The 20821-nt window shown below is 46.0% G+C and carries 19 protein-coding genes; 3 read left to right on the top strand and 16 right to left on the bottom strand.

Annotation, left to right across the window (positions count from 1 at the left end; all coding sequences use genetic code 11):
- Positions 1–73 precede the first annotated feature (73 nt).
- The 3 genes from Ami103574_RS08590 to rimO all read right to left on the bottom strand — a co-directional run bounded on the left by Ami103574_RS08590 (position 74) and on the right by rimO (position 2632).
- Positions 74–658, bottom strand: a complete 585-nt coding sequence (locus Ami103574_RS08590) for a CinA family protein (protein ID WP_163066595.1) — start codon at positions 656–658, stop codon at positions 74–76.
- A gap of 82 nt (positions 659–740) precedes the next feature.
- Positions 741–1280: a CDP-diacylglycerol--glycerol-3-phosphate 3-phosphatidyltransferase gene (gene pgsA / locus Ami103574_RS08585; protein ID WP_163066593.1), complete on the bottom strand. Its 540-nt coding sequence runs from the start codon at positions 1278–1280 to the stop codon at positions 741–743.
- Between the two features lie 2 nt (positions 1281–1282).
- Positions 1283–2632: a 30S ribosomal protein S12 methylthiotransferase RimO gene (rimO, locus tag Ami103574_RS08580; RefSeq protein WP_163066591.1), complete on the bottom strand. Its 1350-nt coding sequence runs from the start codon at positions 2630–2632 to the stop codon at positions 1283–1285.
- A 253-nt stretch (positions 2633–2885) separates the two neighbouring features.
- Between rimO and cooS the strand changes: the two genes are divergently transcribed.
- Positions 2886–4799, top strand: coding sequence for an anaerobic carbon-monoxide dehydrogenase catalytic subunit (gene cooS, locus Ami103574_RS08575; protein ID WP_163066589.1), 1914 nt, complete (start codon positions 2886–2888; stop codon positions 4797–4799).
- 89 nt (positions 4800–4888) lie between these two features.
- Here cooS and Ami103574_RS08570 read toward each other — a convergent pair whose 3' ends face one another.
- Positions 4889–7687, bottom strand: a complete 2799-nt coding sequence (locus tag Ami103574_RS08570; protein WP_246213116.1) for an FtsK/SpoIIIE family DNA translocase — start codon at positions 7685–7687, stop codon at positions 4889–4891.
- Positions 7688–7819: 132 nt separating this feature from the next.
- Positions 7820–8908 carry an aspartate-semialdehyde dehydrogenase gene (gene asd / locus Ami103574_RS08565; RefSeq protein ID WP_163066587.1) on the bottom strand — a complete coding sequence of 363 codons (1089 nt, stop codon included), beginning with the start codon at positions 8906–8908 and terminating at the stop codon, positions 7820–7822.
- A 252-nt stretch (positions 8909–9160) separates the two neighbouring features.
- Here asd and dapA point away from each other — a divergent pair, with 252 nt between their 5' ends.
- On the top strand, positions 9161–10051 hold the full coding sequence (dapA, locus tag Ami103574_RS08560) for a 4-hydroxy-tetrahydrodipicolinate synthase (protein WP_163066585.1): 891 nt from the start codon (positions 9161–9163) through the stop codon (positions 10049–10051).
- Between the two features lie 300 nt (positions 10052–10351).
- Here the strand turns inward: dapA and Ami103574_RS08555 are convergent, their stop codons facing one another.
- The 4 genes from Ami103574_RS08555 to Ami103574_RS08540 form a co-directional block, all read right to left on the bottom strand.
- The gene (locus tag Ami103574_RS08555) at positions 10352–10879 is read right to left on the bottom strand and encodes a hypothetical protein (protein ID WP_163066582.1); all 528 of its coding nucleotides are present in this window, start codon (positions 10877–10879) and stop codon (positions 10352–10354) included.
- Positions 10880–10893: 14 nt separating this feature from the next.
- Positions 10894–11619 carry a DUF1266 domain-containing protein gene (locus Ami103574_RS08550; RefSeq protein ID WP_163066580.1) on the bottom strand — a complete coding sequence of 242 codons (726 nt, stop codon included), beginning with the start codon at positions 11617–11619 and terminating at the stop codon, positions 10894–10896.
- A gap of 230 nt (positions 11620–11849) precedes the next feature.
- Positions 11850–12032: a 50S ribosomal protein L32 gene (gene rpmF, locus Ami103574_RS08545; protein WP_163066578.1), complete on the bottom strand. Its 183-nt coding sequence runs from the start codon at positions 12030–12032 to the stop codon at positions 11850–11852.
- 110 nt (positions 12033–12142) lie between these two features.
- Positions 12143–13345, bottom strand: a complete 1203-nt coding sequence (locus Ami103574_RS08540) for an acetate/propionate family kinase (protein WP_163066576.1) — start codon at positions 13343–13345, stop codon at positions 12143–12145.
- Between the two features lie 297 nt (positions 13346–13642).
- Here Ami103574_RS08540 and Ami103574_RS08535 point away from each other — a divergent pair, with 297 nt between their 5' ends.
- Positions 13643–14947 (top strand): nucleotidyltransferase, encoded by a 1305-nt coding sequence (locus Ami103574_RS08535; protein ID WP_163066574.1) that lies wholly within the window; start codon positions 13643–13645, stop codon positions 14945–14947.
- Between the two features lie 126 nt (positions 14948–15073).
- Here Ami103574_RS08535 and Ami103574_RS08530 read toward each other — a convergent pair whose 3' ends face one another.
- The 7 genes from Ami103574_RS08530 to Ami103574_RS08500 form a co-directional block, all read right to left on the bottom strand.
- The gene (locus Ami103574_RS08530; RefSeq protein ID WP_163066572.1) at positions 15074–16045 is read right to left on the bottom strand and encodes a hypothetical protein; all 972 of its coding nucleotides are present in this window, start codon (positions 16043–16045) and stop codon (positions 15074–15076) included.
- A gap of 37 nt (positions 16046–16082) precedes the next feature.
- Positions 16083–16613, bottom strand: coding sequence for an ATPase (locus tag Ami103574_RS08525; protein WP_163066570.1), 531 nt, complete (start codon positions 16611–16613; stop codon positions 16083–16085).
- 39 nt (positions 16614–16652) lie between these two features.
- Positions 16653–17135, bottom strand: a complete 483-nt coding sequence (gene coaD, locus Ami103574_RS08520; protein WP_163066568.1) for a pantetheine-phosphate adenylyltransferase — start codon at positions 17133–17135, stop codon at positions 16653–16655.
- A 46-nt stretch (positions 17136–17181) separates the two neighbouring features.
- On the bottom strand, positions 17182–17718 hold the full coding sequence (rsmD, locus tag Ami103574_RS08515; protein WP_163066566.1) for a 16S rRNA (guanine(966)-N(2))-methyltransferase RsmD: 537 nt from the start codon (positions 17716–17718) through the stop codon (positions 17182–17184).
- 165 nt (positions 17719–17883) lie between these two features.
- The gene (locus Ami103574_RS08510; protein ID WP_163066564.1) at positions 17884–18084 is read right to left on the bottom strand and encodes an alpha/beta-type small acid-soluble spore protein; all 201 of its coding nucleotides are present in this window, start codon (positions 18082–18084) and stop codon (positions 17884–17886) included.
- A gap of 226 nt (positions 18085–18310) precedes the next feature.
- Entirely contained in the window at positions 18311–20350 is a 2040-nt protein-coding gene (gene recG, locus Ami103574_RS08505; RefSeq protein ID WP_163066562.1) for an ATP-dependent DNA helicase RecG, read from the bottom strand.
- Positions 20347–20748, bottom strand: coding sequence for an Asp23/Gls24 family envelope stress response protein (locus Ami103574_RS08500; RefSeq protein ID WP_163066560.1), 402 nt, complete (start codon positions 20746–20748; stop codon positions 20347–20349). Before Ami103574_RS08500 ends, recG begins: the two co-directional genes overlap by 4 nt.
- Positions 20749–20821: the final 73 nt, after the last annotated feature.

Raw genomic sequence — 20821 nt, 5'->3', positions numbered from 1 at the left:
CCAATTAAACTTCCCCCGGGATTATCTTTATATTAATATACATTTTTTTCCAAGTCAAGTTCTTTGAGTTCATCTAACCCTTTAATTTTATCAATTCTCCAATCATGTGAAACATGTGATACATGGAAGCAGTCCGGTTGGCCGTCCGATCTCCATTCAGCCTCAGCTCCCGGCAGAGGCGTCTCTCATCCAACACAGCGCAGACATATACTAGACCTACCGGTTTTTCTGCTGAGCCCCCGCCAGGACCGGCTACCCCCGTCACGGACACACCGATTCGCGTCCCGGCTACCCGCTGGATGCCCTCGGCCATTTCCACCGCCGTCTGGGCGCTGACAGCCCCATACTGTGCCAGCGTCCCCTGCCGGACTCCCAATTCCTCCATCTTCGCCCGGTTGCTGTAGGTGACGATGCCTCGGTCAAAAACCGCCGAAATTCCTGGAATATCCGTCAACGTTTGAGCAAACATACCTCCGGTGCAGGACTCCGCACTGGCAATAGTCAGCCCCCGCTCCAACAGCATCCCGCCCACCTGAACAGGTAACTCCGCCGCAAACCCCTGACGACTGCTTTTTTCTACTTTTAGCGGCTCCCCGTTGATGGCCAGCTCTATAGCCTCCACTGGTAGCCCTCTTTTGATTTGCCATTCACTCATCATCCACAACCGCTCCTTCCCGGCTTCAAGAAAAAACTGCCTGAACAGCCTTTGCTGCCAGGCAGATATATGGTTTATTTACCTATTACATAGAAAAGACCGACTTGTTCTTCGCGATGTATTCCACGCCGGAATAAGCTGTCATGATCAGAGAAGCCCACAGGAAGCCCTGTGCCAGCAGCTGAATGATAGGCAGTGCCGCTCCCAGCTGAGGAATATTCACTAGCAGCAGCAACGGAACAGCAATCATTTGCAGCACGGTTTTAATCTTTCCGCTCATGCCTGCCGCAATAACTAAACCTTCCGAAGCAGCTACCGTCCGCATACCAGCAATAGCAAATTCTCTGGCCAGAATTACAATCAGCATCCACCCCGGCACCAAGCCATTGTCTACCATGAGGCAAAAAGCTGAATACACTAGGATTTTATCCGCCAGGGGATCCATAATCTTGCCGAAATTGGTCACCAAGTTGTATTTCCTGGCAATCTGCCCATCCAGCAAATCCGTTAAGGACGCCCCAATAAAAATGACAAAGGCAATTAAGTCGTAACCCAGCATGTAAAGTCCCACGAAAAAAGGCACCGCAATAATCCGTCCTACAGTTAATTGATTTGGTAAATTCATCTCTATACCTCCACTCCCACTATATCGTAATCAAAGGCGTCTTCTATGCGAACTTGTACCAAGTCCCCCGGCTTCAACTCCCGTTGGGAAGTGAAGAGCACAGAATTATCAATCTCCGGCGCATCATAAGGAGTTCTGCCTATGTAGGTCCCGTCTTCATCCTGCTCCTCCACCAGCACCGGCAGCACCTGTCCGATTTTTTTCTGATTACATTCCAGGGAAAGCTCCACTTGAAGCCGCATGATGGAATCCCTGCGCTTCTCTTTCACATCTCGGCGTACTTGTCCATCCATGTCTGCCGCCGGAGTTCCTTCTTCTTTCGAATAGGCGAATACGCCCAACCGCTCAAACTTCATCTCCTGAACGAAATCATACAGCTCGTCAAATTCAGCCTTGGTCTCCCCAGGAAAACCAGTAATTAAGGTGGTGCGGATGTGAATGTCCGGTATGGCCTTTCGCAGCTTTTCCAGTTTGCTGACAATGCTCTGGTGTGTAGAACGTCTGTTCATACGTTCTAGGATGACATCACTGCTGTGCTGGATGGGAATATCCAAGTAATGGCAGACCTTTTCTTCGCTGGCCATGACTTCAATCAGTTCATCCGTAATCCGGTCCTCATAACAATACATCAGGCGAATCCACTGGAGCCCGTCAATCCGGCAAAGCTTCTTTACCAGAGCCGCCAAGCGAAATTCTCCGTACAAATCTACTCCGTAAGCCGTCACATCCTGTGCAATTAAAATCAGTTCCTTGCAGCCTCTCTGGGCCAGCATTTCTGCCTCCTGGAGGATATCCTCCTCCCTGCGGCTGCGGAAATGACCACGGATGTGAGGGATAACGCAATAGGCACAGACATTGTTGCAGCCTTCTGCAATTTTAACGGTAGCCGTATAGGGGTTGTCCGCCAGCTTTCTGCTGCTCAGCTCCATGAAGTCCGGAGCGCAGTCCTCTATGTGAAGTTCCCGCTTGGCTTGATGGGCTTCCAGAATGTCCGGCAGCCGATGGTATTCATTAACCCCGATAAAAATGTCTACCTCTGGCATTTCCTCAAAGAGATCAGCCCCATACCGCTTAGACAAGCAGCCCGAAACGATAAGCAACCGCTTCTTCTCTCCTTCATCCTTCAAACCAGCCATTTCCAAAATCTTGTCAATAGATTCTTTCTTGGCGTCGTTAATAAACCCACAGGTATTGACCATGATTACATCGCTGTCCATGGGATGATGGACAATGTGATGACCTCGCTCCTCCAGCAGACCTGCCGCCATATCAGAATCGCTGACATTTTTAGCACAACCCAGCGTACATAGATAAATGTTATATTTTTTTTGCTTCTCATTTTTATTATTCATAATATACCTCTCAAATTACTTATTCCATTTTAACAGCAACCGCTAATAAATCAATATATTTTTATCACTTTTCAAAGACAACCCTTGCAAAAGCGCTTGCATAGCAAGACTAAAAAACAGTTTATCTAATTTAATAGGCTTTTACGCGCTGAAAATACTTTTATAAAATTTTCATATTTCCCCTAGAAATTCTAGCAAAATTGGCATACTAAGGGGGAATTACTTGCTACGAAAACAAACCAGGAGGTTAATTATGTCAGAAACAATTTCTAAAAAAATGGCAGAACGAGTCAGTATTCACGATTCCGTAGAAGAAATGCTGATTCGAATTAAGGAAGACGGCCTTTCCAGCGTATTTTCCAGATGGGACCCACAGGATAAAATACGCTGCAATTTTTGTCTTCAAGGGGTCAGCTGTCAGCTGTGTACCCAGGGACCTTGCCGAATCAGTGAAAAAGCGGGAGCGGATAAAGGAGTCTGTGGTATCGGCCCAGATGCCATGGCTATGAGAAACCTTCTCATGCAAAACATCATGGGTGCAGCCACCTATGCTCATCACGCCTATGAAGCCTTCCGAACACTCAAGGCTACTGGTGAAGGAAAAACGTCATTTATTATTGCTGATGAAAACAAGCTAAAGTGGATGTGTGAAAAAGTCTCCATCAATCCCAATCAGGACAGCTCAGCTCTCGCCATTCAATTGGCTGAATTTCTTGATAAAGAAATGAAAATCACACCAGATCAAAAAAGTGTCATGGTTGAAGTTTTCGCACCCCAAAAGAGAAAACCTATTTGGGAAAATCTACACATTTATCCTTCCGGAGTCGAACATGAGGTAGAGCTTTCCATTGCCAGCTGCCTGACAAACGTAGATGGGGACTATGTTTCTCTGGCTAAAAAGGCTCTGCGGTTAGGCCTTTCCACCATTTATACAGCCCAAATCGGACTGGAAATGGTGCAGGATATCTTGTTTGGCACCCCCATGCCTCATGAAGTGGATGTGGACTTGGGCATTATGGATCCAGATTATGTAAACATTGCCTTTAACGGTCATCAACCTTGGGTAGGCGTCGCCGCATTACAGAAAGCGAAAATGCCAGCCTACCAAGAACTGGCTAAAAAAGCTGGAGCCAAAGGCATCCATATTGTCGGCTCCATCGAAACCGGACAGGAATTGCTGCAACGGTTTGAAGTAGATGATGTGTTTGTGGGTTTGATGGGTGACTGGTTATCCATCGAACCATTCTTGGCAACGGGAACCGTCGATGCACTAGTGATGGAAGAGAACTGCTCTCCGCCAGCAATTGATCAGTATGCAGAAAAATATCAGGTAGCGCTGATCAGTGTCAGCACCATAATCGGCGTACCAGGTACAGCTCATACCATGCCTTACTATCCTGAGAAAGTAGCTCAAATGGCCGAGGATTGTATTCATATAGCCATTGAAAATTTCAAAAAGAGACACAAGCAAATTAAACCATTAGTGCCGAAGTATAAAACAAAAGCCATTGCTGGCTTTTCCACAGAAGCCGTATTGGGTGCCATCAACAATGATTTAGATATCCTTGTTGATGTTATCGCCAAAGGACAGATTAAAGGAATTGTCGCCCTAGCCAGCTGTTCAACCTTGAGAAATGGCCCCCAGGATTGGAATACCGTAAATATAACCAAAGAGTTGATAAAAGGCGATATATTAGTGGTAGCGGGAGGCTGCGGAAATCATGCCCTTGAGGTAGCAGGCCTATGTAATTTAGATGCGATTGAATTGGCGGGAGAAGGCTTGCAGTCTGTATGCAGAGCATTAAACATTCCTCCGGTATTGAGTTTCGGCACCTGTACGGATACTGGTCGAATATCCATGTTGGTTACAGCTCTTGCCGATCACTTAAAGGTAGATATTCCTGATTTGCCAATCGCTGTCACCGCCCCCGAATGGATGGAGCAAAAAGCCACAATTGACGGCATATTTGCCCTGGCTTACGGGGCCTATACCCATCTCTCCCCAACACCTTTTGTGACGGGAGCACCGAACCTTGTCAAACTGGTTACCGAAGATGTAGAAAGCCTGACCGGCGGGAAAATTGCCCTGGGAGATGATCCAATCCAAGCGGCAAAAGATATTAAAGCTCATATTTTGAAAAAGAGACAGCAAATGGGATTGAAATAATAAGTTGAGGGATTAAAGAAAACAAAAATAACGGTTGAGAGAATTTCTAACCGTTATTTTTAATTTCTTTATTTTTATTTACAAATTATTTATAAAATTTCTTCCGGTACCGCGGTGTCTTCCATTACCTCGGCCCCTTCTGTGCGCAGCTCCAGCAGCTCATCCAGACTCATCAGTACCTGCCGGGGCCTGCTGCCATCCGCCGGGCCGATGATCCCCCGAGCTTCCATCATATCCACAATGCGGGCTGCTCGGTTGTAACCGATGCGGAACCGCCTCTGGAGCATGGATACGGAAGCCTGCTCAGCCCGTACCACCGTTTCGATGGCTTCTGCCAGCAGTTCATCTCCATCATCCGATACTTCAGCAGTGCTGGCCGTCTCAATGGTGGAAAGCACCTCGCTGGCATATTCCGTCTCCGTACACTGGCTCTTTAGGTGCTGGATGACACTATGTACCTCGCTGTCGGAGATAAAGTTGCCCTGAACCCGCACCGGCTTTCCGGAACCCAATGGGTTGAAGAGCATATCCCCTTTCCCTACCAGCTTTTCGGCTCCCGCCATGTCCAAAATAGTTCGAGAGTCAAACTGAGAAGATACAGCGAAAGCAATTCGGGAAGGAATATTGGCTTTAATGACGCCAGTGATGATATCCACTGACGGCCTCTGGGTGGCTACAATCAAGTGCATTCCCGCAGCTCTGGCCATCTGGGCCAGCCGGCATATGGATTCTTCTACTTGAGAAGGTGCTGCCATCATCAGATCGGCCAGCTCGTCGATGATAATGACAATCTGCGGCATCACTCGATCCGGTTGTGCCTTTTCTCTGACCGCCTCATTGAAGCCAGCCAAATCTCGCACCCCTTCCTCCGCAAACTTCTTATAGCGGTCGGTCATCTCCGCCACGGCCCAGTTCAAGGCCGCTGCCGCCTTGCTCGGCTCCGTAACTACCGGTATGAGCATGTGGGGAATGCCATTGTAATTGCCCAGTTCTACCACCTTCGGGTCGATGAGCACAAATTTTACTTCGTCAGGCTTAGCCTTGTAAAGAATACTGATAATAATGCTGTTGATGCACACGCTCTTTCCCGATCCGGTAGAACCGGCTATGAGCATGTGGGGCATGGTCTTTAAATCTGCCACAATAGCCTTACCAGCGATATCCTTGCCCACCGCAAAAGTAATCTTGGATTTAGATTCTTTAAATTCTTTAGCATCCACGATTTCCCGCAGGGTAACCATATTAATCTTTTCATTTTCCACCTCGATACCCACCGCCGCTTTTCCCGGTATAGGGGCTTCAATACGGATGCTCTTGGCCTCCAGATTGAGGGCGATATCGTCGGACAGACGGACGATGCTGCTGACCTTGACCCCGGTATTAGGGTGAATCTCGTAGCGGGTTACCGCCGGACCTTGGGTCACCTGAACCACCTTGGCATCCACCTTGAAGTCCTGCAAGGTCTTTTCCAGTTTAGCAGCCTTGACTTTCAAGCTATTGGCTGTGGCTGCGTCATTTTTATTTTGCGTATTTTTGTTCAGCAGATCGATGGAAGGAAACTCGTAGTTGGCGAGGGCATCTGCTCCCTTGTTCAAATTCAGCTCGGCAGGCTCCAGCTTGGCGCTGGCCGCTTCCTGCTTGGACAGCTTCATCTGCATCTGTTGGCCGCCTTCTACGTCCGTCTTGTTGAGTGCACTGACCCCAGAGGCTGGCCCAGAAGCAGGCTTGTCCTCTCCGGATTTAAAGGGCTGAACACCCGTATCTGGTTCCTGATAGATATTCAATTTTGGACCAGTGCTGTCAGCTCCTTTAGACTGATGAAAATCGGGTATTTCAAAGAGGCGTTCAGTAGCAGGAGCCTTTGTGGCCGCCTGAGCGGCGGCTGTCGCTGCACTGATTCCTCCGATAATGATGGCGTCATCGGCCAGTCCGAAGCCGGTAGGTACCGGGGCCGCCTGCTCCAGTCCGTAACTGATTTTACTCTCTGATTTGGCTGATTCTGCGGAGGCTGGTCCATCTGCTTCCGCGGTATCCGATGCCTCTTTTTCTTTTGCAGTCTTACTGAACAATAAATCATCTTTCATATAGGCCAGAATATTTTTCTTTTTTTCGCTGGATTTAGTGTGGTTGACAGGAGGCGTATAAGTCTTTTTCAAATCCTCCCGCAAGTCTTGCTCCAATTTCTTCTGTTTTTCAGATAGAACCTCGGCCTCTTCCTCCGCAGCTTGCTCTGCCATCTCCCGTTTTAACTGGCGTTTCAGCTTGTAATTCTCCATAAACTGGGAAATAGGCGTATTGATAATCAGCATCAGGCAGACCAGAATCACCAGGGTAGCGAAGATGTATAACCCCGTGGTACCCACAGCCACAATGACCAGCATAGCCAAAAACATGCCGATGACACCGCCGTTAGCCATTTTAATGCCTGCCTTAAACCAGCCTGAAAAGTCTACATAGGCGAAAGTTAAAGGCCCCTGATCCACGTATCTTCCGCTGAAGAGGATCGAAATCATCAAGAAAGTCACCAGCAGCAGAATCGCTGACCGTCTGTTGATATGAGCGGTCTTTTTTAAGAAAAGCAGTACGCCGTAAGCAATCAGATAATAAGGCAGCAGCATGGCTACCTGACCAAAGCAGCCTAAGAAGAAATTTTTAATGGCTACCCCCACTTCTCCTGCGGCTTTCGTCTGCATAGCTACCGCAAAAAAAATACCTACAGCGACAATAATCGCTGACCAAATCTCATCTTTCACCCGGCTGCCCGTGGGACTCTGGACAGACGCCGGCTTCTTCGCGCTGCTCCTTCTGGTGCCTGTGCTCTTTCCCGCCCCTGCTGTTTTATTTTTAGACCCGGCAGGTCGTCCGGGTTTTCTTTTTTCCTCTGCCATACGATATCACACCTCATCTGTTCAAACCATAAGGCTTGAACTACTTTCCATAATAGGGATTATTATACCATAAAAAAGAGGGTTTTCAAAGAAAACCCTCTTAAAAACTACCAATTAATTCCCAGCAATACTTTATTCTTTTGCCTTGATGTAGCCCTTGGCCACCAATGCTTCTGCCGACAGCACCGAGCCGCCTGCCGCTCCCCGGACCGTATTGTGAGACAGGCCTACAAATTTAAAGTCGTAGACGTGATCCTCCCGAACGCGGCCAATGGAGATGCCCATGCCCTTTTCGTAGTCCACATCTGCCCGAACCTGAGGCCGATTTTCCTCCTCCATATACTGAATAAACTGTTTCGGTGCGCTTGGCAATGCCGCCTCCTGAGGAAAGCCCCGGTAGCTTCGCAGCTTTTCAATCAGTTGTTCTTTGGTCACCTTCTTTTTAAACTTCACAAAAGCCGCAGCCGTGTGACCATCCAACACTGGCACCCGAATGCACTGACAGGTGATAACCGGTCCAGCCGCCTTTTCGATGACACCGTCCTTGATATGGCCCCAAATCCGCAGCGGTTCCTGCTCGCTTTTCTCTTCCTCTCCGCCGATATAAGGAATCACATTCTCCACCATTTCCGGCCAATCTTGAAAGTTCTTTCCGGCCCCTGATATGGCCTGATACGTCGTAGCCACCACTTCATATGGTTCAAATTCCATCCAAGCCGTCAGTGCAGGCACATAGCTTTGAACAGAGCAGTTGGGCTTTACAGCAATAAAACCTCTGGAAGTGCCCAGCCTTTGCTTCTGATGATGAATCACCTCATAGTGCTCTGGATTAATTTCTGGAATCACCATAGGCACATCTGGGGTCCACCGGTGCGCACTGTTGTTGGATACCACTGGGGTCTCTGTCTTGGCGTAAGCCTCCTCGATGCGTTTAATCTCCTCTTTTGCCATGTCTACAGCACTGAACACAAAATCTACCGTAGCAGCCACCTTTTCTACCTCATTGACATCCATGACCACCATCTGCTTCACCGATTCGGGTATAGGCGTATCCATCTTCCACCGTGGCCCTACCGCTGCTTCATAAGTCTGTCCCGCGCTCCTTGGGCTGGCGGCTATGGTAGTCACCTCGAACCAGGGATGCTGCTCCAACAGAGAAATAAAACGCTGTCCAACCATGCCGGTTCCGCCTAGAATGCCTACTTTTAACTTCTTTTCCATTTTACCCTCCTCATCCTCTATATACAGGAATACTTTTTATAACTTCACCTTAGAAAAATTATATTTTTTATGCAATATCACTATTTTTCCTTATTAATTTATTATTTTACCACAAATTTTCCCGTATTCAATATATTTTAAGGATTCTCTTGATATTTTATGAGAATAGAAAACTTTTGCTTCACCCGGGAATATATTAAAAGAAGGAAACTTATATATTTCACAATCATGGAAGGAAAGGATGATTAGCATATGACACTTTTCACAGGCGCAGCCACAGCGCTTGTCACCCCCTTCAAAGAAGGAAAGGTGGATTTTCATTCATTAGGCAAGCTGATCGACTGGCAAATCGATCAGGGAATTGATGCTTTGGTCAGCTGCGGCACCACCGGCGAAGCCTCCACCCTGACAGATGAAGAGCACGTGGAGGTTGTCCGCTTTACCGTAAAACAGACTGGAGGCCGTGTGCCCGTTCTGGGAGGAGCCGGCAGTAATAACACCAGCCATGCCATCTGGATGTCTCAGCAGCTGGAAGAAGCTGGAGCAGACGGTCTGTTATTGGTAACCCCATACTATAACAAGTGTACCCAACAGGGTCTGGTCCGCCATTACAAGGCCATCGCCGATTCGGTGCACATTCCCTGTATCCTGTACTCCGTGCCCAGCCGTACCGGTGTCAACATTACGCCGAAGACTGTGGCTGAACTCTGCACCCATCCCAACATTGTCGGCATCAAAGAAGCCAGCGGGAACCTGTCTCAGGTAGTGGACATGGCCAAATACATCTCGCCGGACTTCGCTCTCTATTCTGGCAATGATGACATGATTGTCCCTCTTCTGGCTATGGGCAGTACAGGGGCCATATCGACAATGGGCAACGTCATCCCCAAGGACACCCATCGGATGGTTCATGCCTATCTTCAAGGCCATATTCAGGAGGCCAGGGAAATGCAAATCCGCATGAAACCTCTAATCGATGCTCTCTTTCTAGAGGTCAATCCAATTCCGATTAAAGCGGCGTTAAACATGCTTGGCCTTATTGAGCGGGAATATCGCATGCCGCTCTGTGAGCCAGAAAATAAAACGCTGTACCAGCTTTCCAGCGAGCTGAAAAGCTACGGACTTCTAAACACCAGCATCTAAAGCTGGCGTAGTAATCCGTTTCAAAGAAATTGCAAGGTTTTCAATCTGCACTTATACCAACATGAAAAGAGTCAAAGCAATCGCTCCCAAAAAGACATAGAAAGAATAAAAGCTATATGTTCTGGGGCAAAATTGAAACAAATATTATTGATTTAAAAATGAAAAAATAAAAAAGAACCCTACAAGATTCATGCAATTTTAAAGCCTAGAAATCTTAAGGGTTCTTTTTATTTTTTGGTTACAAGATTAAAGTCAACTATTTTTTGCAGCCCCTAGCTATTGCCTCTCAAAAAAGTGGAATTAGCTAAACACTTGTTTTAGTTCGGCAAAGACCTTTGTTAGGTTATCTAAGTCCGGCTGATACAATGGCGTGACTTTTTTAGTGCCCTTGTTCCAAACATCATCCTGTGACAAACCAAGACGCTCTAGGTTTGGCTGGAACTCGATTACCTTATTCCCCTCAAGGATTAATTCGATTTGTTGCAATGAATTAATCTTCCATTCTAAATCCGGCACCTGGTTCCATGCAATAAAAATGTGCTGTTTTTTTTGAAAGAGCTTTTTAATGTGGATATGTATACCTTTACTGGTAATCAACGATTTGCTGGCTACAAAAATAGGCAATTCATCTGCCTGCATGTTGGCGCGGAATTCAGCCACATCTGCTTCAAACACAGTAACTCCAAAGTAAGCCGCTGTACCGCTTGGTATACAGTAAAAACGCTTGTTTTCCACATCGTCAGTCACCGTATACCCCATGCCATGCTTTTCAAAAATCGGTACTACCGTATCCTGGAAAAGACGAATTTCATTTTCTGCTTGTATCATATGTATTTTCTCCTTTAAGAATAATTAGTAAAGCTATTAACAAAAAAAGTGGTATCACTGCCTACCCATACCTCGGAAAGCTCCAAGAGCTTGCTGGGGTGTGCCGCAAGTGCGCAGCAACTGGCTATATAGTCGGCGGCGCCAATAATAAACTGTCCACTGGCCCCCGACATCATTTGTTTGCCCAACACCGCACTGAACAAAAATGCTTCCCAATTTGGAAAAAGCTGTTCGGCTATAGCACCATAATAGTCCATTGATTTTCTGGCCGCGTCATCACTTAAGTAGCCACACATATGGCTATCTGCCAAAATAGAAATAATGCGCGACAGCTGGAACCCTGCAAATGACATGCCCCCAGTTTTCGTTAGCCATGTCCGATTTTTCTGGAATAACTCATACAGCTCTCTCACATAGTCCATATTTTCATCTTCAAAAAAATTAGCCGCAGTTTTGCTTATGTTTTGAACATACTCCCCTTGTGCCTCCCTTAGCTGCAGTGCTTTCCAAATCTGTCCTAGCGGATTTTTCTGGTTATCTTCCAATAGGGTAGCCAAAAGAACTTGCGCCTCATCTGATGTGGTATGTAAAAACTTTGTAGGATTGAATAAATACAGCTCAATCAATAACCCATAAATGGCACAATCTTCGCAGATAGTCATCGTAAAAGAATCAATTTCATCCTGCATTGTCTTGCGACTTCTTATCCCATAATTTTCTTGCAATGCTTTCTTCATCATTCGCTTGGCGCCAAATACCCACGAATGTGGATTGGTAGTGGTCAAAATATGCCTTATCTGTGTGGCAGAGGAATGATTTTTCTGAGGTACCAACTCATAGTGGTACATGGCTGTTAAAATAATATACTTGTGATTCATAGGATTCCTCTAGCTTATGCTCCTGTTGGTTAAACCGAAAAAATAACACCGGATGAAATTCCGGTGTTAAAATTTTTTGTGTGTTTACTTGCTTATGCTTCAGAAGCGATAACTTCCTTACCATCGTAAAAATTGCAATTCGGGCAAACTCTATGTGGAAGTTTTGGCTCGTGGCACTGAGGACAAATTGAAAGTCCAGGTAATGCCTTCTTCATGTTTGGTGATCTTCTCTTGTCTCTTCTTGCTTTAGATGTTTTCCTCTTTGGAACTGCCATTTTCTACACCTCCTTTTGCTCGTATCTCTTTGTATTTATATCATCGCAGGCATGACCCACGACAAATGCAACTACTAAAGTATACCTTTATCGGGCACATCTGTCAATAATTATTTTAAATTCTTTGTAATATTGTATGTGTCTCTTGCGATCATCAGCTCTTCATTCGTAGGAATCAACAAGATTTTCACCTTAGAATCATCTCTGCTGATGATAGCTTCTTTTCCTCTTACCTTGTTCTTTACCAAATCCAGCTTAATACCTAGATTTCCCATATCGTGGCAAATGATATCACGCATGTCGATGCCGTTTTCACCTAAACCAGCAGTGAATACGATTGCATCTACACCATTCATTTCTGCAATGTATGCACCAATATAGAAGCGAACCTTATGAGCAAACACCTTCAAAGCCAACTGTGCTCTTTCATTGCCTTCAGCAGCAGCATCTTCAATATCTCTAAAGTCGCTGGAAACGCCGGAAATACCCAGAACACCAGACTTCTTGTTCAAGATTTCATTGGCTACACCAGCCTGCAGGCCTTCCTTTTCACGGATATAAGTTACGATAGCTGGGTCAATGTCACCAGAACGAGTACCCATAACCAGACCTTCCAGCGGAGTAAATCCCATGGATGTGTCAATGCACTTACCTCTCTTGATAGCGGAAACAGATGCTCCATTTCCCAAGTGGCAAGTGATAATCTTCAGGTCGTCCAAAGCGCAGCTAAGCATGTCTGCAGCCCGTTCAGCTACATACTTGTGGCTGGTGCCGTGGAAGCCATATCGACGGATGCCATGCTTCTGATAATATTCGTAAGGAATGGCATAAATATAGGATTCCGGAGGCATCGTCTGATGAAAAGCCGTATCAAATACGCCCACCATCGGTGTATTTGGCATTAAAGCCTGACAAGCGGCAATACCAGCTAGGTTCGGCGGGTTGTGAAGCGGTGCTAATTCGATACACTCTTCCAGTGCCTTGATAACCTCTTCCGTAATCAATACAGAATGAGCATATTTCTCACCAGCGTGAACCACTCTGTGTCCTACAGCACTGATTTCGTCCATAGACGCAACAACACCATGCGCTGCATCCTGTACCGCATCCAGTACATGCCCGATAGCCTCTTTGTGGTCCGCCATAGGTGTTTCCAGCTTGAACTTGTCCATTCCTTCCTTTTCATGGGTAATGATGGAGCCATCCATACCGATTCGCTCTACCAGACCTTTGCACAAAAGAGTTTCAGTGGTCATATCAAGAACTTGATACTTTAATGATGAGCTTCCGCAATTGATTACTAATACTTTCATCTTATTTCCTCCGTAATATATGTGGTTTGTTTTATTTATAAAAGCAACTCATAATATTATACCCCAATTCCTCAATTTTTCAAGCCCGGTTCAGCAGTTTTTGTTATAAATATACATAATAACACAATAGGATTCTATTATAGTAACCCCTATTGGTAAAAGGTTAGCCCGATTTAAGGATTTTTTTGTGTATAAGGTGCATAAAATTGTAGGATTTTTGTGAATTTTTATAATTGTATGGATATTGATTCCGAATTGCTGATTTATAAACTGCAAAAAATGTGATATCATATACTTATGAATAAAAACATGAACGTTTTAGGCATCATTGCCGAATACAATCCTTTTCACAACGGCCACCTTTACCAGCTGAGGCAATCTGTCCAGCAGACGGAGGCCGATTTTGTGGTGGTTCTCATTAGCGGTAATTTCACCCAGCGAGGAGAGCCTGCTCTCACATCTAAGTGGAGCCGTGCAGAAATGGCCGTCAACTGTGGCGCAGACTTGGTTTTAGAGCTGCCCTTCGCTTTTGCTTGCAACAGTGCAGAGTACTTTGCCAGAGGAGCAGTAGAGCTGTTCAACCGGTTGGGCTGCATCACCCACTTGTCCTTTGGCAGCGAATCGGGGGACTTAGACATGCTCCAGCAAACAGCTGCTTTCTTAGCCCAGGAAAGCGAAGAATTCTCCGCTGCCTTGAAAAACGGCCTCCATGCCGGACTGTCCTATCCCAAGGCCAGAGCGGAAGCCGCAACTCGCTGCCTGGGCCCCCACTGCGCCCAGCTGCTGGCCGATCCCAACAATATTCTGGCTGTTGAATACCTAAAGCAGCTGACCCTCACCAAAAGCGACATAATTCCAATTACAGTCAAACGTTTAGGTTCCAGCTACCACGAGCCGACCCTAACTGGTCCCTTGGCCTCTGCTTCCGCTATCCGTAAACAGCTGGCTCACCGCAAAATCGATTTTCAGCAGTTGAAAGACACCTTGCCAGAACCGGTATTGTCCATCCTTCTGCGGGAGCTGACCGGCTGTCAGCAAAATTCAGCATTACACCCGGAAAACGAATGCTTTCCCCGGTCATCTTTCCAATCCGATCAGCTGTATCTAAACCTCCTGCGGAGCCGGATTCTTACTGCCAGCGACACCGATCTAAACCAAATATTCTCCGTAAGCGAAGGCTTGGAGCACAAGTTGAAAGATAGCATTCGCCGAGCGGACAGCCTCACTCAACTTCAAGAGCTGCTAAAGTCCAAGCGCTACACTGCCACTCGTATTAGCCGCCTGCTGGCTCATGTCTTAGTAGGCTTGACCAAAACAGACATGGCAGCTATCCTGGAGCAGAATCAAGGCTACGGACGGATTCTGGGTTTCAGCCAAGGCGGATCTCAATTACTGAAACTGCTGAAAAAAAGCAAAAAGACTGCTCTGCCGTTGATTACCAACATCAACAAGCAGAAAGAACAGCTTCAAGAGTGCCAGTTATTATTAAGTTACGACTTGCTAGCCAGCGATTTCTATAATCTGCTGACAGAAAAAAATCTCTATTATCATTCCGATCAAGTCCACCAGCCATATAAAAAGCCCACATTAAAGCAGCTTTAATGTGCAAATGAGATAAGCGAAGTATATAAAAAGGCCTCTGAGATTTAGAAAGACATCGCTCAGAGGCTTTTTATTATGGAGAAAATATCGCCGAAAGTAACGTGGGCGAAATATCACGAAGGGTTTTTACAAAAATAACTGCACCAGCACAAAGGCCAAGACCGCAGCCAAAATTCCGTGACAAAGCTTCACCAACAGAAGGTAGGAAAAGTGAACGCCCGACCCCTGAAGCATACTCATAGACTGCCCTAAGATAGACAGTCCTCCAAAAGAAATCAACAAACTACAGCCGATGGTCTTCTGGGCCAACGTCACAGCCATGGTGCCGCTGATAGCAGAACATCCCACCGTCATTTCAAAGATTCCTTTAAATATTCCAACATAATATATGTTATGTATTCCATCCATCACGCCCCACAGCTGCATCGTATCAGTCATCATCATAAAGAGGATGATATAGGCCAAGATAATGCCTAAAGAGCGAAAGGCTGATAGAATGGAATTGGTGAAGGCATCCAGGTAATCCCCGGAAAAAGCCTCTCCTCTCTTTCCCTGGTTGCGCCTGTCCCGCTTCTTATAGGTGCGGTATTCCTCACTGAAAACAGCCATCAGCCCTGTAACCAACACGCCATTCAGCAAGGCTCCTCCCAGATGGGATACAGCGATGATGATGCCGCTGATGTTGTTGCCAATCATGGAGGCACCTACGGAGCCCACCATAAAGGCTGGACCAGAGGTACTGCAAAAGCTCACCAGCCGGCGGCATTCTACCGGCGGGATATGTCCACTGCGGCCCATATCACCGATGACCTTAGCACCCATGGGATAGCCGGACAAAGCACTCATCGAAAAGGCAAAACAGCTGGGATTCAAATACCTAGTGATACCAATGCTGTTCATAAAGTGAACGCAAATAAAAAATGGCAGCATGGCCGGCAAGATGTTGGCTGCCCAGATAGCGATTCCCTTTTGGGCTGACAGCAGCGCTGTTTCTGGAAAGATAACCATAAATAGACAGGCCAGTCCCGCTCCCAGGACGGCCATCATATATCGACCTTTTGATCGCAGCGCCCTGATGGCGCCATAAAAAATATCCATGATAAATCTTATGAATTTATCATGGATATTATACGCTTTAATCTTCCTTGTCCATCTGGGTCTTATACGCCAAATCTTTGATTTCAGTCCGATTGGATACCAACGTGGCATTGACACTCTGAAAGGTTGTTTCCATCTTGTTGAACATGTCCGCAAAATAGGTCACATTTAACTGTTCCATCTTGTTCTGAAAGTTGAAGAGAATGCTGTCAATATAATCAAAGGTGTTCAATTTCAGCTGCTTACAGTTCTCTTCGGCGATACGCATGATCTCGTCGGCCCGCATCTTGGAGCGGACGACAATATCATCGTTCTCTGTCAGCACCTCCGCCTGTCTTTTGGCATCATTGATAACCGTTTCATATTCCTTCTTGGCTTCTTCCAATATACGCTGTCTCTCGTCTTTAATCCACTGAGCCTGTTGAATCTCGTCTGGGAGCTCCACGCGAATCTCCTTGACAATCTCCAGAATCTCTTCTGCATCCACCATGATTTTTCCCGTCAGCGGAAAACTAGTGCTTGTATCTACAATCTCTTCTATTTCATCTAACAATTCCAATACTTTCATTGAAAATACCCTCCCTGCGTTCCTGTTTCTATGCGTACATCATCTGAATTTTTCAATCATATATTCTAGTACTGGGTCGGGAACTAAGCCCCCAATCTCCCCATTCAGCATGAACACTTCCTTTGCCATGCTCGAGCTCAAAAATGAAAATTCTGGGCAGGTCATGAGAAATACGGTCTCCACCCTTCCGTCGTACAGCCGGGCGTTCATCTGCGCCATCTGCATCTCTACTTCAAAATCATTGACAGCCCGCAGCCCCCTGACCACCACATCAAAGCCACCTTTATTCACATACTCAGCCAAAAGTCCCGAAAAGTCATCTACCTCCACATTGGGCAGATGGGCAGTCGCCTTCCGAATCAGCAGCTTTCGTTCTTCCACCGTAAACAGTGGATTCTTAGAAGGGTTAGTTATAACCCCTACTACCAAGTTATCATAAAGCTTCGCTGCCCTTTTTATTAAGTCTAAATGTCCATTGGTCACCGGATCAAAAGATCCGGCATATAATGCCTTTTGTTTCATATCTATTGGTCCTAACTATTTTTTGCTACCAAACATTGTAGCATACTTATCCGTAAATGGAAACAGCAATTTTTCCATATCTTTTTTCCTTGAGCTTTTCAAATGCACCAATGGCCTCTGGCAGCTTCTCTTCCAAGCTGTGTTCCGCCACGATGCACCCATCTTCTGCTAACAATCCCAGTTCCTGTATTTTTTCAATGCAGGAAATCATCAGTCCATCCTGATAGGGCGGATCCAAAAAAATTACTTGAACTTTTTGAGGTATGCGCTTTAAAACCATGTGACAATCGCCCCATATGATAGTTGCTTGATCCTCAACCCGGCAAGTATTCACGTTTTCTCGTACTAAAGCCAGGCTGTCCTTGGACTTGTCCCCAAAATAACAGTGGCTGGCACCCCGGCTGATAGCCTCCAGCCCCAAATTCCCGGTACCTGCAAAAATATCTGCCACCACTTCGTCCTCATAGCAGCCGGAAATCATGTTGAAAATGGCTTCCTTCACCTTATCTGAGGTAGGTCTTACCTTGTTATCTCGTGGAGTTGCCAATCTCCTGCCTTTTAAATCTCCTGCTATTATTCGCAACTATATGTCCTCGTTCTTTCAAAAATCTCCGCAGCCCTACAGGCTACCGCTTTCGCTTCCCTATTTTATCATAAAAAACGAAAAATATCTACTGGAATCAGTAGATATTCTTCGTTTCTAACAAAATGTCATAAAATCAACAAATTGTCTGATTTAGTTTTCCGATTATTTTCCGGATAACTGCTGTTCAGCCATGTCAACCAGCTTCTTGGTCATATATCCGCCTACATAACCGTTCTGTCTTGCTGTAAGGTTACCCTTATCCATGCTGTCATAGTTAGACAGACCCAATTCAGAAGCAACCTCTGTCTTCATGTTCTTCAGTGCTGGCTTATAACTCTTATTCATCTTGTCCTGTAATGTCATTTTTTACCTCCATCTCGGCTTATGGTAAAGCTTTGCTTTCCACGCCGTTTAAAAAATTACAGTTAGATGGTTTTCTGAGAAAACTTTTTCTCTCAGAGATCCATCTGCCGTTTACGTTATTAATTTAACCCGAGGAGGTTTTTATATTCAATGTAATAATTTCATAGACTGGTTTGTTTTGGTTATAAAAATCTGCGGATAAATTTCTATTGATTTATCTGCTTTCTTAAATGCTCAATACCGCATTTTCACCAAAAAGCTGAATGGTTTTTGCCCGAATACCCGCCATTTCTTCTGTGAGAAGCTTGGGATCCTTTTGCAAAATAGCACGGGCCTCTTCTCTCGCCTGAAGAAGAATCTTGGTGTGGCGGCCCAAATCCGCCAGCTTTAAATCTGGCAGACCATGCTGACGAAAGCCAAAGAATTCTCCTGGACCACGAAGGGCTAAATCTTTTTCTGCAATGGCAAAACCATCGGAGGTAGACACCATCGTGCTAATTCGCTCTTTGGACACCTCCGTCTCCCCTTTTGATAAAAGAAGACAGTAGGACTGATGACGACCTCGGCCTACTCGGCCTCGAAGCTGATGCAGTTGCGCCAGACCAAAGCGCTCCGCATTTTCAATAACCATAACCGTGGCGTTGGGCACATTGATGCCCACCTCAATCACCACCGTAGACACCAGAATGTGAATGGTCCCCTCATAAAACTGCTCCATGATTACATCCTTCTCTGCTTGTCTCATCTCTCCGTGGAGCAGGCCTACCTTCGCTTCTTTAAATTCTTTTTGCAGCTGCTGATGTAATTCTTCCGCCGAAATCACATTTTCCAGTGTCTCTGATTCTTCAATCAGCGGAGCCACCACATAAGCCTGTCGCCCTTCTGCTACCTGCTGACCCACAAAGTTGTAAGCACTGGCTCGGTTATTCTTATGAAAAGCCTGGGTAATAATCTGTTGCCGGCCCGGAGGCAGCTGATCAATTACAGAAATATCCAAATCCCCATAGAGAACCACCGCTAAGGTACGTGGGATGGGTGTGGCGGTCATCACCAGCACATCTGGATTCTGACCTTTTTCCGTCAACAGGTTTCGCTGATTGACGCCAAAACGATGTTGCTCGTCGGTAATAACCAAACCTAGCTTTTTAAACTGAACAGTAGGCTGAATCAACGCATGAGTGCCTACCAGTACATGAATGTTGCCTTCTGCCAATCGTTCCAGGGTCTCTCGCTTGTTTTTAGCTGTCATACTGCCAGATAAAAACCCCACTTCCACCTCATGGCCCTCAAACTCTTCTCTGAGCCCATTGAAATGCTGTTTCGCCAACAGTTCCGTGGGCGCCATCAAAACGCCTTGAAAGCCGCTTTTTACCGTCTTGTACAAAGCCGCCTCGGCCACTACCGTCTTACCAGAGCCAACGTCACCCTGAACCAGGCGATTCATGACCTTGTCCGTCTCCATATCTGCCTCAATTTCTTCCAGCACCCGCGCTTGAGCTTCTGTAAGGCTGTAGGGTAAGCGGTTGACAAAAAACTCCGTTGTTATTTCTTTTGGAAAGACAATGCCTTTTTCCTCAGAAGTAATTCGGTTTTTTACCGATAAAAGCCCAATTTGCAAAAATAATAGCTCGTCGAATACCAATCTATATTTTGCCGCCTTCAGGTGATTTCTATCCTGAGGGAAATGGATGTTCTCCAAGGCATACATTAAACTGCACAGTTTGTTTCGCTCCAGCATTTGCTGACTCAGAGGTTCCTCCAGCTGATTCAAAAGATGCTGAGCCATGTGCTGCCATTTATATAGGTCTGTCTGGGAAATGCCTCGAGTCAAGGGATAAACTGGCAGAATACCGTAAGCTGGCTTCTGCCCGCTTTTTAAAAATTCCGGATGGCGCAGCTGCACCTTGCCATATTCTACCGATACTTTGCCATAAAAAAAATAGACTTGTTCCACTTCAAACTTGTTCAGCAGATAAGCCGCGTTAAAAAATACTACCTCAGCGCTGCCGCTATCGTCAGATACTAACAGCTTTAGCGTTTGCTTCTTTCCATAACCACCCTTGATCTTTAGCTTCACCGTCCCCTGAATCAGTGACAATTCTCCGTCCCGCAGCTGACCCACCGGCGTAGCTTGCCTCCAATCTTGATAACTCCGAGGGTAGAAGTACAAGAAATCTTCAACACTGTCGATATCCAGTTTTTTCAGGGCCTCTGCTTTTTTAGGGCCAACGCCTTTGATGGCAGAAACTGCATCCTTCAAATTCATCGCTCGCTGTCTCTCCTGACTTCAATATTTCTCCTGGCAATGTTCTTCGACATGGTGCCAGTAATCACCACCGCCACGCTATTCGGTTCGATGGAGGTATACTGGTATACTTTGTCGTGAATATCGCCGATTAGCTTATTGGTCACCATACCAATACTGGTGCCAAACTTCACCACAATATAAAGTTTGATATCCAGCCCTTTGGCTCCCATGGAAATCTCCATATTGTTCATCTCATCCGTGACACCGAGCTTAGCCGCAAAACTCATGGCCTTGTTTTTATAATTAGAAATCCGGACCTTACCCCTAAACTGAGCCACAGTCTCCGTAACAATTTTGGCGATAACCGCCTTTCCAATGGTAATGCTGCCCTCTTCCAAATCCTTTTTATATAGCAAACCGCTTTCCTCCCCAAAGGCGCTAAACGCCTGTTCCGTATATTATTGATATTTTATCACATTAGCTGTAGGA

The sequence above is a fragment of the Aminipila butyrica genome (genome assembly GCF_010669305.1).
GTDB lineage: Bacteria > Bacillota > Clostridia > Peptostreptococcales > Anaerovoracaceae > Aminipila > Aminipila butyrica.
This window is presented reverse-complemented; position numbering and strand designations above follow the sequence as displayed.

Excerpts from the sequence above, each read along its gene's own strand:
- Ami103574_RS08555 (WP_163066582.1), bottom strand. The coding sequence starts at position 10,879 with ATGATACAAGCAGAAAATGAAATTCGTCTTTTCCAGGATACGGTAGTA.
- recG (WP_163066562.1), bottom strand. The coding sequence starts at position 20,350 with ATGAATTTGAAGGATGCAGTTTCTGCCATCAAAGGCGTTGGCCCTAAA.
- Ami103574_RS08530 (WP_163066572.1), bottom strand. The coding sequence starts at position 16,045 with ATGGATATTTTTTATGGCGCCATCAGGGCGCTGCGATCAAAAGGTCGA.
- asd (WP_163066587.1), bottom strand. The coding sequence starts at position 8,908 with ATGGAAAAGAAGTTAAAAGTAGGCATTCTAGGCGGAACCGGCATGGTT.
- pgsA (WP_163066593.1), bottom strand. The coding sequence starts at position 1,280 with ATGAATTTACCAAATCAATTAACTGTAGGACGGATTATTGCGGTGCCT.
- rpmF (WP_163066578.1), bottom strand. The coding sequence starts at position 12,032 with ATGGCAGTTCCAAAGAGGAAAACATCTAAAGCAAGAAGAGACAAGAGA.
- Ami103574_RS08540 (WP_163066576.1), bottom strand. The coding sequence starts at position 13,345 with ATGAAAGTATTAGTAATCAATTGCGGAAGCTCATCATTAAAGTATCAA.
- Ami103574_RS08510 (WP_163066564.1), bottom strand. The coding sequence starts at position 18,084 with ATGACATTACAGGACAAGATGAATAAGAGTTATAAGCCAGCACTGAAG.
- Ami103574_RS08525 (WP_163066570.1), bottom strand. The coding sequence starts at position 16,613 with ATGAAAGTATTGGAATTGTTAGATGAAATAGAAGAGATTGTAGATACA.
- rimO (WP_163066591.1), bottom strand. The coding sequence starts at position 2,632 with ATGAATAATAAAAATGAGAAGCAAAAAAAATATAACATTTATCTATGT.
- cooS (WP_163066589.1), top strand. The coding sequence starts at position 2,886 with ATGTCAGAAACAATTTCTAAAAAAATGGCAGAACGAGTCAGTATTCAC.
- Ami103574_RS08535 (WP_163066574.1), top strand. The coding sequence starts at position 13,643 with ATGAATAAAAACATGAACGTTTTAGGCATCATTGCCGAATACAATCCT.
- Ami103574_RS08550 (WP_163066580.1), bottom strand. The coding sequence starts at position 11,619 with ATGATGAAGAAAGCATTGCAAGAAAATTATGGGATAAGAAGTCGCAAG.
- dapA (WP_163066585.1), top strand. The coding sequence starts at position 9,161 with ATGACACTTTTCACAGGCGCAGCCACAGCGCTTGTCACCCCCTTCAAA.
- Ami103574_RS08590 (WP_163066595.1), bottom strand. The coding sequence starts at position 658 with ATGATGAGTGAATGGCAAATCAAAAGAGGGCTACCAGTGGAGGCTATA.
- coaD (WP_163066568.1), bottom strand. The coding sequence starts at position 17,135 with ATGAAACAAAAGGCATTATATGCCGGATCTTTTGATCCGGTGACCAAT.
- Ami103574_RS08570 (WP_246213116.1), bottom strand. The coding sequence starts at position 7,687 with ATGGCAGAGGAAAAAAGAAAACCCGGACGACCTGCCGGGTCTAAAAAT.